The 17,992-nt window shown below is 66.7% G+C and carries 11 protein-coding genes; 4 read left to right on the top strand and 7 right to left on the bottom strand.

The genetic code is table 11. The annotated features are described in order from the left end of the window. The first annotated feature begins 157 nt into the window (after positions 1-157). A complete protein-coding gene (locus IPJ87_15085) occupies positions 158-2,074 on the top strand; it encodes a HAMP domain-containing protein (protein MBK7943174.1) in 1,917 nt (638 codons plus the stop codon). Between the two features lie 5 nt (positions 2,075-2,079). Here the strand turns inward: IPJ87_15085 and IPJ87_15080 are convergent, their stop codons facing one another. The 6 genes from IPJ87_15080 to IPJ87_15055 form a co-directional block, all read right to left on the bottom strand. Beyond that, the gene (locus IPJ87_15080) at positions 2,080-2,832 is read right to left on the bottom strand and encodes a YebC/PmpR family DNA-binding transcriptional regulator (GenBank protein ID MBK7943173.1); all 753 of its coding nucleotides are present in this window, start codon (positions 2,830-2,832) and stop codon (positions 2,080-2,082) included. Positions 2,833-2,959: 127 nt separating this feature from the next. Further along, on the bottom strand, positions 2,960-3,955 hold the full coding sequence (locus IPJ87_15075; GenBank protein MBK7943172.1) for a hypothetical protein: 996 nt from the start codon (positions 3,953-3,955) through the stop codon (positions 2,960-2,962). 137 nt (positions 3,956-4,092) lie between these two features. Then, a complete protein-coding gene (locus tag IPJ87_15070; GenBank protein ID MBK7943171.1) occupies positions 4,093-4,461 on the bottom strand; it encodes a hypothetical protein in 369 nt (122 codons plus the stop codon). Between the two features lie 169 nt (positions 4,462-4,630). Then, positions 4,631-5,005: a hypothetical protein gene (locus IPJ87_15065; protein ID MBK7943170.1), complete on the bottom strand. Its 375-nt coding sequence runs from the start codon at positions 5,003-5,005 to the stop codon at positions 4,631-4,633. A 122-nt stretch (positions 5,006-5,127) separates the two neighbouring features. After that, positions 5,128-6,480 (bottom strand): hypothetical protein, encoded by a 1,353-nt coding sequence (locus IPJ87_15060; GenBank protein ID MBK7943169.1) that lies wholly within the window; start codon positions 6,478-6,480, stop codon positions 5,128-5,130. Next, positions 6,477-6,962: an RNA polymerase sigma factor gene (locus tag IPJ87_15055; GenBank protein MBK7943168.1), complete on the bottom strand. Its 486-nt coding sequence runs from the start codon at positions 6,960-6,962 to the stop codon at positions 6,477-6,479. The genes IPJ87_15060 and IPJ87_15055 overlap by 4 nt, the downstream gene beginning before the upstream one ends. 81 nt (positions 6,963-7,043) lie before the next feature. On the opposite strand from IPJ87_15055, the gene IPJ87_15050 reads away from it, so the two are divergent. From IPJ87_15050 to IPJ87_15040, 3 genes are all read left to right on the top strand, one after another. Next, a complete protein-coding gene (locus IPJ87_15050) occupies positions 7,044-8,516 on the top strand; it encodes a hypothetical protein (GenBank protein ID MBK7943167.1) in 1,473 nt (490 codons plus the stop codon). Positions 8,517-8,563: 47 nt separating this feature from the next. Beyond that, positions 8,564-12,199: a T9SS type A sorting domain-containing protein gene (locus IPJ87_15045; protein MBK7943166.1), complete on the top strand. Its 3,636-nt coding sequence runs from the start codon at positions 8,564-8,566 to the stop codon at positions 12,197-12,199. Between the two features lie 204 nt (positions 12,200-12,403). After that, complete coding sequence (locus tag IPJ87_15040) at positions 12,404-16,153, top strand: VCBS repeat-containing protein (protein ID MBK7943165.1); 3,750 nt, start codon at positions 12,404-12,406, stop codon at positions 16,151-16,153. A gap of 36 nt (positions 16,154-16,189) precedes the next feature. On the opposite strand, the gene lepA is transcribed toward IPJ87_15040, so the two are convergent. Continuing rightward, positions 16,190-17,977, bottom strand: a complete 1,788-nt coding sequence (gene lepA, locus IPJ87_15035; protein MBK7943164.1) for an elongation factor 4 — start codon at positions 17,975-17,977, stop codon at positions 16,190-16,192. Positions 17,978-17,992: the final 15 nt, after the last annotated feature.

Raw genomic sequence — 17,992 nt, 5'->3', positions numbered from 1 at the left:
TCACGCAGAGGCGCAAGGGGGCCAGGGCGTGCATGCCTGCGGTAGCGGCATGGGCGACCGCCCTGAGCACCTGCTGCGCACGCCGGTCGCTGGCGAGGGAGAAAGTGGTCGACCCGGCGGTAGTGGACCGGCCAGGGCCTTCGCGTACTTTGCGGGCATGGCGTTGCGCTTCGCGGACCTGCCGGTGCGCACCAAGCTGCTCATCACCCTGGCCATCCCCGTGATGGGGCTGGTGCTGCTGATCGGCAAGCAGGTGGACGGCAGCCTCAAGCGCCGCGATGTGCTGCGGTACATCAACCTGCAGACACGCAACATCGGTCGCCTCAGCGGCCTTCTGCACGAGCTTCAGGAGGAGAACGCCGCCGCCCTGACCTACCTGGCCGGTGTGCAGGACAACCAGGCGCGCCTGTCGCTGCAATACGTGCGCACCGATGCCGCGGCCGACGCCCTCAACGACCCCGAGCTCGTCCTGGGCCAGGACGTGGAAGGTGCCGCGGTGCTCACCGGCCTGGGCCTGCTGCGCCAGCGCGTGCAGGAGCGCCGCATCGCCAGTGCCGATGTGGACAAAGCCTACCGCGCCATGCGCTCCACCCTGCTCAATGACCTGAGCCGCGTGGCCAAGCTGGCGCTGGACCCCGAGACCAAGGACCGGCTGTACTCGCACTTGAGCCTGTTGAACGCCATCGATGCACTGGCCGGCGTGCGCACCACCCTGGGGCGGGGATTCACCAAGGGCTGGCTCCCGGTCGCCGAGCTGGGCGAGCTCAGTGATGCCATGGCCCGCTACGCCACCAACCTCTATCTCTTCGAACGTGACGCCCCCGGCGAGGTGCTGGCCGCTTTCCAACGCGAGTTCCAAGGGCCCGAGGTGAACTTCGTGCGCACCATCATGGGCACGGTGCAGGAGAAGCGGGCCCTGGAGGGGCTCAACGTGGACCCTGTCGAGTGGCGTGCCAGTAGCGACCGCACCCTGGCCCTGCTCAATGGCCTGGCCGACCGGTCGATCGCCCGGATCGTGGAGTCCACCGACGCCAACCGGCGCGACGCCGAGCAGCGGCTACTGCTCGTGCTGGCCGCTCTGGTGGGCGTGCTCTCGGCGGTGATCGTCATGGCCTGGATCATCCTGCGCGGCATGCGTCGTACGGTGAACGAGGTGACCCACGCCGCCGGGGCCCTGGCCGAAGGTGACATCCGGGTGAAGGTGCCCGTGACGAGCAACGACGAGTTCGGCACCATGGCCCGCAGCTTCAACCGCATGATCGAGAACGTGCGCGCCCTGAGCGACAGCGCCGAGGCCATCGGCAAGGGCAACTACGACACCCCCGTGCCCGTGCGCGGCGCCGATGACGTGCTCGGCATGGCCCTCAGCCGCATGAAGGAGAACCTGCGCGCCGCTCGCGACCTGGACGCCGAGCAGAAGAAGGCCCTGGAGGAGGAAAAGACCAAATTGCAGCAGGCCAACGCCCGGATCAACGTGCTCATCAAGGAGATCCACCACAGGGTGAAGAACAACCTGCAGGTGGTGGCGAGCCTGCTGCGGCTACAGCGCGCCACCGTGGACGATGAGCGCCTTCAGCACGTGTTCGACCAGAGCCAGAGCAGGGTGGCCTCCATGGCCCTGATCCATGAGAAGCTCTACCGCGGCGATGAGCTGGTGCACCTCGATCTGGCGGTCTACATCCAGGAACTGTTCGCCGAACTGGTGCAGCTGAACAACGTGCGCGACACCATCCGCTACAGCGCCCAGGTGGACCCGGGCATCACATTCGATCTTACCACCATGGTGCCGCTGGGCCTGGTGCTCAACGAGCTCATCACCAACTCGTTCAAGCACGCCTTCAAGGACCGGCCATCCGGACGGATCACCCTCACGGTGCGGCGCGTGGACGAGCACGCCTTCGACCTCATCTACGCGGACGACGGGGTGGGCATCCCCCGGCACAAGATCAGCAGCGATGGCAGCACCCTGGGGGTGAGCCTGATCGAGAGCCTGGTGGAACAGATGAACGGCCTGCTCACCGTGGAGAGCGGCCCGGAGGGCACGCGCTATCACATCCGCTTCCGGCCGCGCTGACGACCCTAGCCCTGGGCCAGCTCGGCCTCGACCTCCTCGGTGAGCTCCATGTTGTGGAAGACGGCGTTGACGTCGTCATCCTCCTCCAGCATGTCCACCAGACGCATCACGTTGCGCGCCGTGCTGAGGTCCGCCGGGATGGTGGTGAGGGGGAAGCGCTTCAGTTCGGCGCTCTTGCTCTCCACGCCCAGCTGGTCCAACTTCTGCTGCATGGCCCCGAATCCTTGGAACGGCACCAGCACCATGAACCCCTCCTCGTCGCGCAGCACGTCGTCCGCCCCGGCATCGATGAGATCCATCTCGAACTCATCGGCATCGCGGCCCTTCAGCGCCGCCAGCTCGATGACGAACTCGCCTTTGCGTTCGAAGACATGGGCCAGCGAGCCGTTGGTGCCCAGGTTGCTGTCGCACTTGGTGAAATAGCTACGCACGTTGCCCACCGTGCGGTTGACGTTGTTGGTGCTGGCGTCCACGAACACGGCAACGCCCCCCGGCGCATAGCCCTCGTAGGTGATCTCCACGTAGTCGGCCTCGCCGCCACCGGCCGCCTTCTTGATGGCGCGCTCGATGTTGTCCTTGGGCATGTTGGCGCCGCGGGCGTTCTGGATGGCCATTTTCAGGCGCATGTTGGCCTCCGGACTGGGGCCGCCGGCCTTCACGGCCATGCTGATCTCCTTGCCGATGCGGGTGAAGAGCTTGCTGAGCTTCGCGTTGCGGGCGAAGATCTTGTGCTTGCGTTTTTCGAAGATGCGGCCCATGGCTGCGGCGGTTCGTTCGGTGGGCCGCGAAAATACGCAGGCCGCGCGGGACGATCGCCCGCACGGCCCGCACGGACCGGTCACCCTTCGGCTCTTCCCCTTGTCGCGCCTGCGGGCCGGCCGGCCTTCAGTTGAAACCCACCAGGGCGATGCCTGCGTTCACCGGGATCAGCTCGGGGCCCTTGTTCTCCTCGAAGAGCGGCGTGAGCGCGTACTCGGCGAACAGGTTCAGGCCGCCCCAGCCCACCTGGGCCCGCGCTGCCAACCGGTAGTTCAACAGGTTGAACGACCCCTTGCTGCGCTCCTTCTCCATGTCACCGTCCTGCCGGTACTTCACCTTGTACATGGTGTCGAAGTACCAGCTGCCCACCACCCCGAAGGCGAAATGGAAGTTGTTCTTGCGCGAGAACCCCTTGTTCTTCCATGCCCCGGCCCGCAGCTCATCCTCGGTGGGCAGCGGCGAGCGCTTGGTGTTGAACTCGAACATCACCGGCACGCGCAGGCCGATCTGCCGCAGTTTGTTCTTGCGCAGGTCCGGCTCCACCACGGTCTGCGCGAACACCGAATCGCTGTCATAGGCCAGGCGCACGTTGTTGCTCAGCCGGTAGTTCACGAACTCCAGGCCCAGCCCGGTGAAGAGCCCGGCGTGGTGGCTGCCGAACTCCACCTTGTACTCGGCCACATTGAGGGCGAAGAACCGGGAGTTGGCGTCCTCCAGCTGCATGAACCGCGCCTTCTCGGGCAGGTCGAAGCCGCCGTCGGGGCTCATGAAGTTGTTGAGCCCGATCTCCACCCCCGTCCAATAGGTGAAGGCATTGCGGCGCTCCCGCCGCAGGTGTCGCAGGCGCTCGGCCGCGGCCACCCCGGTGGTGTCCATCACCTTGTTCTCCGTCAGGATGGTGATGATCTTCCGCTTGGTCTGGAAAGTGATCGTGTCCGGCTTGTCCTCCTGGGCCGTGTCGTCCTTGCCCTTCACCTGGGCATACGGTCCGCGCTTGGTGTGGACCCCGAGCTCGAGGGTGTTGCGGCGTGTGGAGGTGCTGTCGTCCTGCGCTTGGGCGAAGCCGGCCAGGCCAAAGCCGGCGGCCAGCAGGAGGGTGGTGCGGATGATCGTGGTACGCATGGTCTTCTCGTTTTCGGTGCAGGGACTTGGCCACCGCTCGTTCGTAGGACGGGCGCTCCCTTTCCGAGTTACAGCCCGCGGAGAAAAAGAAGGCGCCCCTCCTGGGGCGCCTCTTCCCAACCTACCTACCAAGACCTTCAGGCCTTCTCCGGGCGGAAGACGAAATGCACGCGGGTGGTGCGCCAGATGCCGTCCGGGTTGTCCCCCACATCCACCTTGGCCAGCTTGCTCAGCACGTACTGACGCAGCGGCTCGTTGGCGGACCAGCACTCGAGCACCTCCAGCCGACCTTCGCTGTTCACCACGAAGCTCACGGTGACCTCACCGGTCATGTCGTGCTTGCGCTCCAGCAGCGGGAACACGACATGGCGGTTGAGCGCGCGCTCCACGGCCAGCTCCAGTTCGTCGGCGGAAGTGGCGCGCGCAGGTTCGGCGGCATGCAGAGCGGGGCTGGTGAACAACAGGGTCAGCAGCATCAGGGCGGGGAGGATCGGTAGCGTGCGCATGGCGATGGGTCTTTGGTGTTGGTATGCGTTGGACGGTGTGGGCGGGGGCCTTGTTACCCGATCGGTACGGGTGGCGTTGAGCGCGTGATGAACGGTGCGCGTGGTCGGATCGCCGGAAATGACGCGGGCGGCCGAAATCGGCCGCCCGCGTTCGTCCGTTGCTGACGCTTCAAGCCTGCTCCGGGCGGAAGATGAAGCGCACGCGGCTCGTCTTCCAGATGCCATCAGGGTTCACCCCCACGTCCACTTTGGCGAGCTTCTCCAGCACATACTGGCGCAGCGCCTCGTTGGCCGACACGCACTCCAGCACCTCCAGCCGGCCTTCGCGGTCCACCACGAAGCTCACGGTGACCTCGCCGGTCATGTCGTGCGTGCGCTCCAGCACGGGGAACACCACGTGGCGGTTCAGCTGGCGCTCCACGGCGCGCTCCAGGGCGGTGGCGTGGCCCGCACTGGTGCGCAGGGGCTCGGCGGCACGGGCATACCCGTAGGTGAACACAGTGGCGAGCAGCAGGAGGCTCTTCTTGAGGGTGGCGGCGTTCATGGCGGTCGGTGTTGGTGGTCTGTGCTCATGGGACGGCACCGGACCACCTGCTGTTACAGCCGGGCGGGGTGCTTGTGATGAGCGGAAGCGGCACCGGGATGAGCGGCACCGGGCACGGCCGGTCAGCGGCCGCGGCTGGCGGTGAAGGCCAGGCCATTGCCCAAGCGCAGGTCGAGGCGGGTGAGGCGGCGACCATTGCGCTGTACATCAAGGCCGGCCTGCGCACCGCCCAGCCGCTTTAGGCCTTTGTCCACAGCGGCCACGGCATCGGCCTCGTCCAGCGGGCGGGCGTCCGGCTCGCGCTGCTCGAGCACCTCACCACGCACGCGCTGGGCCAGGAGCCCGGCCAGGGTGGGCGGTGCCTGTGATGAGCCGACGGAGGAGGCCAACAACTCTTCGGGGGCGGAGGTCAGCGGCGCCGGTGCCACCGGCTCCACGGACACGGGCTTCGCGGTGGTGGTCGTGGGCAAGTCCGGGCGGGCGGGCTCCACACGCGCAAGCATCATCCGGTCCGCCGGGGGGGGCTGTGGTCCGGGTGCCGGTCGGCCGGTCGTCGGGGCGGGGCCTTCCGGCTCCCGCCGGGCTTCGGAACGCGGCGCGTCATGCACGGGCGACCGCGGTTCCTCGTTCGCGGTGGCGCCTTGCCGCTTCGTCTCGAGGGTTGGGGTTCCCGGCTCAGCCGGTGGCGTCGCGGGCTTCGGCGGGGTGGGCAGCTCAGCGACCTCCACCACGGCAGGCCGGGGTCCGCGGCTGAGGGCCCAGATGCCGAGCCCCAGGAGCAGGGCCACACTGGCGGCGGCGGCAAAGCGGCGCATGGGCGCCCCCCCGAAGAGCGGCACCACACGGCCTTCGCGCTTGTGCAGCCCGGCCCGGCCCGGGAAGGTCACGGCATCGGGGCGCACCCGCGTGGCGGCCACCAGACGCTGATCACGCGCCGCCTCGGGGTGTGCTGCGAGGTAGGCCCGCAGGGCCTTCCGCTCCGCGACACCAAGCTCACCTTCCAGGTCGGCGATCAGGAAGTCGGTCAGTCGGTGACGGTCCACTGCCCCAGTGGGCGGAAAGTGGCGTTGCAGGTCCGTGCGCCCGGGCATGGCTGCAGCGCCGGGGGTCAACCGCGCCAACGCCATCAACCGGGCATCGTTGCGCGCAGCGGGATGCCCCTCCAGATAGGCCTCCAGGGCGCGCTGCTGTTCGGGGTCCAAGTCGCCCTCCGCCGCGGCCACAAGGAAGTCCTGCAGCGTGGGTGCCGTGGGCAGGCCTAGCGGGGGTAGCGCGCGCTTCAGGCCGGCCTTCCCGGGGAAGCGCGGAGCTTCGGCCTCCAACTTCGGCGGGTCACCGGTCATCGCCTCCGCTTCGGCCGCCAAGTCCGGATTGGCGCGCAGGAAGTCATCGAGCTTCCGCAGCTGCGCGGGGCTGAGCGAGCCTTCCAGGCGGTCCAGCAGCCAGGCTTCGTAGGTGGTGCGGTCCAGCTTCACAGCACGAGCTCGAGTTTGCCGATGTAGTCCTTCAACGCGGTGCGGCCCCGGTAGATGTACACTTTCACCTGTGTGAGGTTCAGGCCGGTGAGCTCCGCGATCTCCTCATAGCTGTATCCCTCCAGGTCGCGCAGCAGCACCACGCTGCGCTGCACCTGCGGCAGCTGCGCCAGCCCCGCCTCCAGCACCCGCTGCAGATCGGGCTGCGACTGGCTGCTCCAGTGCAGGTCCTCATGATGTTCCTCCATGCGGGTGCTGCGGCTTCCCTTGCGCACTTCGTCCACCATGATGTGGTGGGCGGTGGTGAACAGGTAGCTCTTCGCCTTCGTGGCCTCCACCTCATCCACCTTCACCCATAACCGCGCGAACGACTCCTGCACCACGTCCTTGGCCTGATCCGTATCGCGCAGGTGTTTGAGCGCGAACCGATAGATGCCGTCCGAATGGGCGTCCACAGCGATATTGTAGTCGGCTACGGTCATGGAGGCAGGGGGTCCTCGCTGCTCGTGGGACGGTGGTGCGGAGTGAAAGTTACAGCCCGGCCTGAACGACCTTCGCCGCTGATGCCACGACCCTGGCCCGCGCTCGCGCTGCTGCTGGCCTTCGCCGCCGTGCCCCTGGCCTTCCGCCATGTGCGCACCCTCGACGGCCCGCTGCATGTGCTGCATGCCGACCACCTGGCGCACAGGCTCGCCGGCGATGCCCCCGGGGGCCACGGGCTGCTGGTGGACCTGTCCCGCGACCTGCCCCGCGCCACGGACCTGATCGCGCTGCCGGTGCTGCGGCTGGCCGGACCCTTCGCCGCGCAGCGCGCCCTGGTGGTGGTGTCCATCGGGCTGGTGTTGCTTGCCGCCTGGTGTACCGTGCGGCGGATGAACCCGGCGAACCCCTGGGCCGCCGTGCTCGTGCTGCCCGTGGCCACCGGCCAGCTGCTGGTGCACGGCTTCTTCGGCTTCCTGCTGGGCACGGCCTGCGCACTGCTGGCGTGGGACCGGTGGTGCGCCTGGCGCGAGGGGGCGCGCCGCTGGACGGCCGCTCTGGGCTTCGCGCTGGCCGCGGCCTGGTGCCACCGTTCGGCGCCGCTGCTGCTCGCGGTCCTGGTGACGCTGAGCGAAGGGCTGCGTCAGCGGGGCCCCAGCGGCCGACGCGGATGGTGGGCGCTCGGCCTGGGAGTGTTGCTCGTCTGCGCCGCGATGCCCGTGTGGCAGGCCCTGCAGCGTGCGCCCCTGGAACCAGCACGCACCGTGGACCCCTGGGCCGCCATGCTCGGGCTGCATCCCCTGGTGCTGCTCGACGCGGAGGCCGAACGACCGCTGTTGCTGGCCATCGCCACACTTCTGCTGGCCCTATGGGCGATCGCCCTGCGATCAGGAATGGCCGTGCCCCACCGGGCCGACGTGATCCTGTGGAGCGTGGCCGCACTGATGGTCACCGCAGCCGTGTTCGTGCGCACGAGCATATCCGGCCTGCTCTACCTGCCCGACCGGACCCTCTGGCTGGCCTTGCTTCTGTTCACCCTCGGTGTGGCGGTGCGGCTGCCGGCCCGCCGGGTCGTGTTCGTCCTGTTCGCCGGCCTATGTCTGCTGCACACCGCGCGCTTGCTGCTGTTGGAGCGCCGCTGGGCACCCTACGCCGCGGCGCAGAACGACCTGGAGGCTGTGGCGAGGATCCTTCCGTCGAACAGCGTCGTGGCCGTCGCGCACCGCGGCACCGACTGGTTGATGCACAACGCCGCGGCCGACCTCTGCACCCTGCACGATGGCCTGGTGCTGGCGGGGCGGGGCGGACACTGGTATGCGCGCGGCACCCCGCAGGCCGAGCGCATGCGTGCGCTGCTGGCCGGTCGGATGTGCGATGGGTATTGGCTGCGGCACATGGCCCGAACCCCGCCGGATCGTTTCGTGGACGCCGTGGTGGTGCTGGGCCCGGACACGGCCACGTCCGATGCTTGCGCCGAAGCCTGGGCACCCACCATCCGCATGTCGATGGACACCGTGCTCCACCGGCCCAACGCCGTGCTCCAACTTTGGCGCTGAGGCATCCCGTACACAACCTTTACCCGCCGATGCGTCTACCTCCCACCATGTGCACCCCGCTCCGGTCCCCGCTCGCGCTCGCCGCGCTGCTCTCCGTCGGCCTCGCCCACGCCCAGTTCGGGCCGGTGAACCTGCTCTTCGAGAGCGAGGCCAAATACCCAGGCCGCGTCTTGGCCGGTGACGTGGACGGCGATGGCGACCTGGACCCGGTGACCTACAACTCCGGCACGGGCAGCATCTACACCTACACCATGCGCTGGTTCGAGAACCTGGGCGGCGGTGCGTTCGGGCCGATGCGGATCATGTTCACGGGAAGCATCAACGGCGCTGCCGCGGTGATGCTTCGGGACATCGATGCGGACGGCTACGCGGACCTGGTGGTCGACAATAGCTGGTACCGGAACGACGGCACCGGCGCGGTGACCCTGATGGGCGCTTACTGCCCCGCAGGCACGCCGGCCCGGCTGCTGGAGGACCTGGACGGGGATGGCGACGTGGACGATGTGATCCGGCAGGCCAACAGCGTGGACCTGCTACTGAACCAGGGCGGGGGCACCTTCACGGTGGGAGCCTCCCTGGGACCACTGGGCACCACCACCAGCCTGGCCGTGGCACACGCCGACCTCGACGGTGATGGACTGAAGGACCTTGTCATCGGCGGTACCAACCCACAAATGGGCTGGTACAAGGGCTTGGGCGCCGGCGCCTTCGGTCCGCAGCAAGCGATCAACCCGTTGGCGCAGCCCAGCACGCCTCGGTGCGGCGATGTGGACGCCGATGGCGACAACGACCTCATCGCCTTCGGACTGCCGGGCGGCACCGTATGGTTCGCCAACGACGGCATCGGCACCTTCGCCCTAGGCGACACCATCCCCAGCGGCATCCCCGAAGCCCTCGGTGACTTTGATGGCGACGGCGACATGGACTTCAGCATGGACAGCGGTACCAGCTGCGATGTGCGGATCCTGCGCAACGATGGCGGCAGCACCTGGACCAGCGCCAACGTGGAGCAGGTGAGCGGCTACAACCTGGTGGGCACCAGCTACCACGGCGCCGACCTCAACGGCGATGGCCTCGTGGACCTGATGCAGTGCAGCGGCATGGACCTGGCGGGCTGGTACCCCAACACGGGCGCCGGCACCTTCGCGCCCCGCGAGCGCTTCTGCCAGACCATGGGCGGGGCCTACGACCTCAGCGCGGGCGACATCGACCTCGACGGCGACAAGGACCTGGTGACCGCCAGCCGCTACGATGACCGGATCCATTGGTACGCCAACAATGGGGACGGCACCTTCGGCCGGCAGCAGGAAGTGACGGCATTCGCCGATCAAGTGACCGTGAGCCGGCTGGCCGACCTGGACGCCGACGGCCTCCTGGACATCATCACCAACAAGGCCGACCGGGCCATCCTGTGGAACGTCGCGGGGGGAAGCTCCTGGACACCGGACACCCTGCCGGGCCTCGGCGTCAGCCGCGCCGAAGTGGACCTGGATGGCGATGCCGACCTTGATCTCATCGGCACGGACCAATGGTTCGAGAACGACGGCTCCGGATCTTTCTCTCCGCACACCGAACCCTTGTTGGTGGGCGGGGAGGTGCGCGCAGCGGACATGAACGGCGATGGGGTCATGGACCTGGTGATCCTGACCACACCAGGCTTCTCCACGTTGATCGGCGATGGGGCCGGCGGCTTCTCCGCCATCAGCACCCCTGCGCTCGCCTATGCGAAGTTCGCCTTGGGCGACCTGGACAGCGACGGCGATCCCGATGCGGCGGTCATTGTCGGCGGCATCCAGATACACGGGTTCTACAATGATGGCACCGGGGCCTTGGTCAACGGAACGCTCCTGTTCAATGGAGTGACCGCCCCGCAGCCACGCGCCATCCTGATGCGCGACGTCAACGGCGATGCCATCCCCGATGTGCTGTGGGCCATGAGCAATGGCTACACCCACCAGACCTACTACAATCTCGGCGTGGGCGATGGCACCATCGGCGGGGCCAGCTTGATCGACCCCACGGCCGAGAGCGCTGCGGCGATGGTGTACGAGGACATCAACAACGATGCGGTGCCCGACCTGATCACGGCTCGCTTCCGCACGATCAGCTGGCAGGAGAACCTCTTCTTCAACGCCTTCCGCCTGCGCGGCTCGGTGTTCATGGACTACGATGTGGATTCCCACCTGGATAGCACCGATCTGAAGATCCCCTTCCGCCTGGTGCGCACCGACGCCAACCCGGTGCTGGTGTGGACCAACAGCGCGGGCGACTACGACCTGCCCGCTGATACCGGCACCTGGAACGTGTGGCATACGCCGCCGACCCTCTACGCGGTGACCAACGACCCCGACACCTTGCAGGCCTCCCTCACGGTGCAACAGCCCATCGCCACGGGGCTCGACATCGGCCTGGCACCCGCCATCCAGGACACGCTGCCCTTCATCACGCTTACCCGAAGCGGCGTACTGCGTTGCGACGATCAGGTGGTGGTGTGGCTCACCCTCCGCAACAACGGCACCTTCATTCCCGAGGGCATCCACATGGACTTCGTGGTGGAGCCGGACATGACCATTGACGGCGCCTATCCGACACCGGACTCCATCGTGAACCACCACATCCACTGGTACATCGATAGTCTTGGTTGGTTCCAAGAGTTCCAGGCGACCATCGTGCTCACAGTAGGGCCCGTGGGGTCCGTGGCCGGATACGGCTACACCGTCACGGCCGCGAACCAGCCCATCATCTTCCAACAGCCGCCGTTCCAGACCACGGTCTCCTGCGCCTTCGACCCCAACGACAAGCTGGTGACCCCACAGGGCTTCGGCCTGACCGGCGCAGTGCCCATCGACCAGGAATGGCTGGAGTACACCGTCCGCTTCCAGAACACCGGCACCGATACCGCCTTCACCGTGCAGCTGCTGGACACCCTGGACGCCGACCTCGACCCGCTGACCATGGAGGTGCTGGCCGCCTCGCACGACCTCACCCGGATCCAGGTGGACGCCCAGCAGGTGGCACTCTTCCGCTTCGAGCGCATCCTGCTGCCCGACAGCAACGTGAACGAACCCGCGAGCCACGGCTTCGTCAAGTACCGCATCAAGCCTATTGCAGGATCCCCGCACCTCACCGCGATCACCAACAGCGCCGCGATCTACTTCGACCTCAACCCCCCGGTGATCACGAACACGGTGCTGAACACGCTGGTGGACTGCAGCCTGCATGAGGCCCTGATCGGCTCTCCCACGCCGGACGTGCTGGAGGCCAGTGCCGGCATCCACCACCAGTGGTTCCTGAACGGAGTGCTGCTGCCCGGCGACACCCTGCCGCAGCTCCTGCCCACCCAGACCGGCGACTACACCGCGCAGGTGACCAGCGAGTACGGCTGCGTGGCCTTGAGCGCTCCGTACACCTACATCTTCACGGACGTCGCAGAAGCCGCCGGCCGCACCCTGCGCGTGGCGCCGAACCCGATGGGCGATCAGGCGGTCCTGCACTTGAGCGAGCCGCTCACCGGGCAACACCACATCGAGCTGGTGGATGTGAGCGGACGGGTGCTTCGCGTGCTGCGACCGACGGGGCGAAGCGTTACCCTGTTCCGTGAGGGGCTCGGCGCGGGGGCCTATATCCTGCGGCTCATGCGCGACGAAGAGGTGATCGGGGCGGTGCGGGTCGTGGTGCGCTAGACTCGTCGCGCGCACCAACCGCGAGGACGGTGCCTGAAGAGATAGCCAAAGCGACCATGCGGTGCCGCCTGCACCGCGAACCGGATATCGAGCCCGAATGGGGCCCGCTCGACCGCTTCGGGCCGTGGTGGCCCATGGCATGACGGGACCGAATAGCAAGCATCCTTCCCTCCATGGATGCGTCTTACCTGCGAACACCTCGCCATGCGCATCCCTGCGATCCTTCTTGCAAGCCTGGTCATCACCTCGCTTCACGCCCAGGTGGGCCTGGAACATCGGTTCATTCATCCCGCGGAGGCCAGTGCGTTGGCGATCCTCGACCTCGATGGCGACGGCGATGGGGATGTCCTGCGCGCCACCTCCGCCGGGCTTCTCGTTCAGGAGCAGGTCGCCCCGGGCACCTACCAGGTCACCCGGAACCTGGGGAACGCGGACGGCCTCACGTCCATCCACTTCGTCGATCTGGACGGGGACGGCGACCACGACCTGCTTCTGCCCTTCCGCACATCGGGAGCCGTGCGTTGGGCACAAGGGCTTGGCGGCGGGAACTTCGCTGCGATGGCCGATCTGTTGTCCGGCCTGAACGAAGTGTTCCTCGCGCGCGCCGCCGACCTGGACGGCGATATGGACCTGGACCTGATCTATGCGCATGATGCGGCCGGTGTCAACATCAGTTGGTCAGAGAACACCGGCGGCATGTCCTACGGCCCCGGCCAACTCATCCTCGCCACAGGCATCGTCCCCACCCCGCAACACCCGCGGTTCGATAACTTCCTCGACCTGGGCGACCTCGACCTGGACGGGGATACGGACCTGGCCATCGCGTACTCCGCGCTCCGCTGGTTCGAGAACGACGGCTCAGGCGCCTTCACGACACATGTGCTGTCCGGCACACCACCAGGTGATCATATCCTGCTCGCGGACATCGATGGTGACCTCGATACCGACATGCTGTTGGCGGGGCTGGACAGTGACGCGTACCGCGCGTTGAACGACGGTGTCGGCAACTTCGGCCCCATCACACCCGCCCTCCAGGTGGTCTATCCAGGCGCGAAGACCACCTCCCTCAAGCTCATGGACATGGAGGGGGATGGCGATCTGGACCTCTACCTCTGGTACCTCTCCTGGAACCTCGGACTGCCGGATGAGCTGGTGAGGTGCGTGAACGACGGTTCCGGGACGTTCACCTATGCCGGGGACATCATGGTCTCGAACCTGTTCCAGCCCTACGCCGTGGGATATGCCGATGGAGACCAGACCCCCGATGTACTGGGCCTCGGCAACCATGCACTGCAGCTGCATCTCTCCGGCGGTGGTGGCCTCCTGCGCCTGAATTCGGTGGCCGCCCCCTTGTGCCTTGCGCTTCACGGCACCCAGGTGATCGTCTGTAGCAATACCTCCTGGGGGCCGACCCTCGAGGGGCCACGGCCGTTGCAATTGGCCGGACATGTGGGTCTTGGGGGTGATCTGAGGCATCAGCCCATTGAGTACTGGGTGTCCGCCTCGGGGATCTCCCGGGTGGATGTGGCCGAACTCGACGGTGGGGGGCCCCCAGACCTGCTGCTTGAATGGCGCGACCCGAACACGGGCACCACACGCCGGCAGTTCGTGATGAGCGTGATCAATGGGGATTCCATCACAGCGGTAGGCAACAACTACTTCGGCCTGATCCCCGGGGCCATCGTGCCATGCATCCGCGACCTGGACCTGGATGGCGACAACGACGTGCTTCGCTATTCCGGAGGTCCCGTCATGGTGAACCTGAACACCGGCAATGGTTGGTCCGAACAGGAGCACTGGCTCGACGCGGGGAACCTGCCCACCGGGGTCACCCTCTGCCGGGTCGATGCCGACGGTCATCCCGACTTCGTCTGGTGGCATGCGACGATGCTGGGAACTGATTCAGTGCGATGGAACCTGAACGATGGGACCGGCGCCCCACAACCGACCGCTCCGGGGGTGATCGCACCCATCCGGGCGTATTCGAATGGCAGCATGAATTCGCCCGGGATCGCTACGCATGACCTTGACCAGGATGGGCAGGAGGAGCTGATCCTGTTCAATGGTGATTCCATCGCGTTCATGAGCGTCGGCAATGGGACCCTGTCGCTCATCCAGGCCATGCCTTGCCCCGCCGTCGCGTACACGCTGGGCGACATGGATGGGGACACCCATCCCGACCTCGTCGCGCTCCTCCAGAACGGCGATCTCGTGATCCGGCTCAACCTCGGCAACGGCACCATGGGCGGCATGCTCACGCTCGCGACCGCGGCACAGCACACCGGCAGGGACCACTTGATCCTGGCCGATGTGAGCGGGGATGGCGCGCTCGATGTGGTGACCTGTGCCGCCAGCGGCAGCGCTGCCTGGCTGGAGAATCTGTTCAACTCGCCCTACAGGGCCGAAGGGCAGGTATGGCATGACCTGAACGCCGATGGCGTGCGCGACCCGGGTGAAGGCCCATTGCCCTTCGTGCTGTCCCAGTGCGATCCATCCAGCGGCTACCCGATGACGGATACCACCGGTGCATACTCGTTCAGCCTGGCCCCGGGCCACTTCGTCCTGTCCTCTCTTGTACCGGATACCCTCTGGGCGCTCACCACGGATTCCAGCGAATACCACATCGCGCTCGACGCGCTGAACCCTGTGAGCACCGGCAACGATTTCGGCTTCACACCGGCCGTGATCGTAACGAACCTCGAGCCCACGCTCGTGGGTTCGCTGTACATGTGCGACAGCTATTCCTCCTTCTTCGTGCAGGCAACGAACCTGGGCACCACCATCCCGGATGGGCACCTCGCCGTCGAGCTCGATACCGCCTTCACCTTCCACTCCGCATCCCCGGCGCCCGACTCCGTCGTGGGCCGCACGGTCCATTGGTCGTTCGATGATCTGTACTACTATTCGACCTACGGCGCCCACCTCATCGTGGAGGGTCCTGCCCTCGCCCTGCTGGGAATGCCCGTGACCAACACCTGCACGCTCGAAGCGAGCATCGGGGGCGTGGTGGTGCAGACCACCACATCGCTCTGGACCGACACGGTGACCTGCGCCTGGGACCCGAACGACAAGCAGGTGTCCCCTAAAGGGGTCGGTGATCAGGGAGCGATCGATATCGCCACGGACCACCTCGACTACACGATCCGTTTCCAGAACACCGGCAACGCACCCGCCATGGATGTGATCCTCCGCGATGTGCTCGACGTGGACCTCGACCCCGCGAGCGTGACGCTGCTCGGATACTCCCATTCACCAACGGATGTGCTCATCCGGGCGGACGGCACCTTGGAATTCCGGTTCGAAGGGATCGCCCTGCCGGATAGCGGCGCCGACCTCCAGGCGAGCCAGGGTTTCGTGAAGTTCCGCATCTCGCTCGACAACGGACTCCCGCATCTGACGACGATCGAGAACAGCGCCGCCATCTACTTCGACCTCAACCCCCCGGTGATCACTAACACGGTGCTGAACACCCTGGTGGACTGCAGCCTGCATGAAGCCCTGGTCAACTCTCCAGCGCCGGACGTGCTGGAGGCCAGCGCCGGCATCCACTACCAGTGGTTCCTGAACGGACTGCTGCTGCCCGGTGACACCCTGCCGCAACTCCTGCCCACCCAGAACGGCGACTACACCGTGCAGGTGACCAGCGCATACGGCTGCGTGGCCCTGAGCGATCCGTACACCTATACCGCCAACAGCTTGCCCGATGCAGGGGGCACCAGTCTGCGGCTCGCACCCAACCCGATGAACGAGATGGCCGTGCTGCAGATCTCCGAGATGCTCACCGCGCAGCACCGCATCGAGCTGGTGGACGTGAGCGGGCGGGTGCTGCGCGTGCTGCGACCGACCGGGCGAAGCGTCACCCTGTTCCGTGAGGGGCTCGGCGCGGGGGCCTATATCCTGCGGCTCATGCGCGACGAAGAAGTGATCGGGGCGGTGCGGGTGCTGGCGCAGTGAGGGCCATGCCACCTGACGATCCGCCGGGCGGACCGATCAGTCCAGCTTGAGCACCGCCAGGAAGGCCTCCTGGGGCACTTCCACCGTGCCCACTTGGCGCATGCGCTTCTTGCCCTCCTTCTGCTTCTCCAGCAGTTTGCGCTTGCGGCTGATGTCACCTCCGTAGCACTTGGCGGTCACGTCCTTGCGGAGGGCGCGCACCGTTTCGCGCGCGATGATCTTGGCGCCGATGGCGGCCTGGATGGGGATCTCGAACTGCTGGCGCGGCAGCAGCTCCTTGAGCTTCGCGCACATCTTGCGGCCCAGCTCCTGCGCGTGGTCGCGGTGGATCAGCGCGCTCAGCGCGTCCACCCGCTCCCCGTTCAGCAGGATGTCGAGCTTGATGAGGTCGCTCTCCTTCATGCCGATGGGGTGGTAATCGAAGCTGGCGTAGCCCCGGCTGATGGTCTTCAGCTTGTCGTAGAAGTCGAAGACCACCTCGCCGAGCGGCATCTCGAAGGTGAGCTCCACGCGGTCGGTGGTGAGGTAGTTCTGCCCGGTGAGCATGCCGCGCTTCTCGATGCACAGCGTCATGATGGCCCCGGTGTACTCGGCCTTGGTGATCACCTGCGCCTTGATGTACGGCTCCTCGATGGTCTCGATGTGCATCACCTCGGGCAGCTCGCTGGGGTTGTGCACCTCCAGCACCTCGCCGTTGGTCCGCGTCACCACGTAGCTCACGTTGGGCACGGTGGTGATCACGGTCATGCCGAACTCGCGCTCCAAACGCTCCTGGATGATCTCCATGTGCAGCAGGCCCAGGAAGCCGCAGCGGAAGCCGAAGCCGAGCGCCGCGCTGGTCTCGGGCGCCCACGTGAGGCTGGCGTCGTTGAGCTTGAGCTTCTCCATGGCATCGCGCAGCTCCTCGTAGTCGTCGGTGTCCACCGGGAAGATGCCCGCCCACACCATGGGCTTCACATCCTCGAAACCGTGGATGGCCTCGGCGCAGGGCCGCTCCACGTGGGTGATGGTGTCGCCCACCTTCACCTCGCTGGCCGTCTTGATGCCGCTGATGATGTAGCCTACGTCACCGGCCTTCACCTCGGGGCGCGGGCTGATGTCCATCCGCAGGATGCCCACTTCGTCGGCGCCGTACTCCACGCCGGTGTTGAAGAACTTCACCTTGTCGCCCTTGCGGATGGTGCCGTTCATCACGCGGTAGTAGGCGATGATGCCGCGGAAGCTGTTGAACACGCTGTCGAAGATGAGCGCCTGCAAGGGGGCGTTGGGGTCGCCCTTCGGGGACGGGATGCGCGCCACCACGGCCTCCAGCACCTTGTCCACCCCCTGCCCCGTCTTGCCGCTGGCGGGCAGGATCTCCTCGCGGGTGCAGCCCAGCAGGTCCACGATCTGGTCCTTCACCTCCTCGGGGTTCGCCGAGGGCAGGTCCATCTTGTTCAGGATGGGGATGATCTCCAGGTCGTGCTCCAGGGCCAGGTACAGGTTGCTGATGGTCTGTGCCTGGATGCCCTGGGTGGCGTCCACGATCAGCAGGGCGCCCTCGCAGGCGGCGATGCTGCGGCTCACCTCGTAGCTGAAGTCCACGTGGCCGGGCGTGTCGATCAGGTTCAGGACATACTTCTTCCCATTGAGGGCGTAGTCCATCTGGATCGCCTTGCTCTTGATGGTGATCCCCCGCTCGCGCTCCAGGTCCATGTCGTCCAGCGCCTGGGCCTGCATGTCGCGGTCGGCGATGGTGCCGGTCATCTGCAGCAGCCGGTCGGCCAGGGTGCTCTTGCCGTGGTCGATGTGGGCGATGATGCAGAAGTTGCGGATGTGTTCCATGGCCGGGTCCGGAAA

It is taken from the genome of Flavobacteriales bacterium, assembly GCA_016713875.1.
Lineage (GTDB): Bacteria > Bacteroidota > Bacteroidia > Flavobacteriales_F > PHOS-HE28 > PHOS-HE28.
This window is presented reverse-complemented; position numbering and strand designations above follow the sequence as displayed.

What these genes read in the sequence shown, in the direction of transcription:
- IPJ87_15085 (MBK7943174.1), top strand. Translation starts at nt 158, where the DNA reads ATGGCGTTGCGCTTCGCGGACCTGCCGGTGCGCACCAAGCTGCTCATC.
- IPJ87_15080 (MBK7943173.1), bottom strand. Translation starts at nt 2,832, where the DNA reads ATGGGCCGCATCTTCGAAAAACGCAAGCACAAGATCTTCGCCCGCAAC.
- IPJ87_15075 (MBK7943172.1), bottom strand. Translation starts at nt 3,955, where the DNA reads ATGCGTACCACGATCATCCGCACCACCCTCCTGCTGGCCGCCGGCTTT.
- IPJ87_15070 (MBK7943171.1), bottom strand. Translation starts at nt 4,461, where the DNA reads ATGCGCACGCTACCGATCCTCCCCGCCCTGATGCTGCTGACCCTGTTG.
- IPJ87_15065 (MBK7943170.1), bottom strand. Translation starts at nt 5,005, where the DNA reads ATGAACGCCGCCACCCTCAAGAAGAGCCTCCTGCTGCTCGCCACTGTG.
- IPJ87_15055 (MBK7943168.1), bottom strand. Translation starts at nt 6,962, where the DNA reads ATGACCGTAGCCGACTACAATATCGCTGTGGACGCCCATTCGGACGGC.
- IPJ87_15050 (MBK7943167.1), top strand. Translation starts at nt 7,044, where the DNA reads ATGCCACGACCCTGGCCCGCGCTCGCGCTGCTGCTGGCCTTCGCCGCC.
- IPJ87_15045 (MBK7943166.1), top strand. Translation starts at nt 8,564, where the DNA reads ATGTGCACCCCGCTCCGGTCCCCGCTCGCGCTCGCCGCGCTGCTCTCC.
- IPJ87_15040 (MBK7943165.1), top strand. Translation starts at nt 12,404, where the DNA reads ATGCGCATCCCTGCGATCCTTCTTGCAAGCCTGGTCATCACCTCGCTT.
- lepA (MBK7943164.1), bottom strand. Translation starts at nt 17,977, where the DNA reads ATGGAACACATCCGCAACTTCTGCATCATCGCCCACATCGACCACGGC.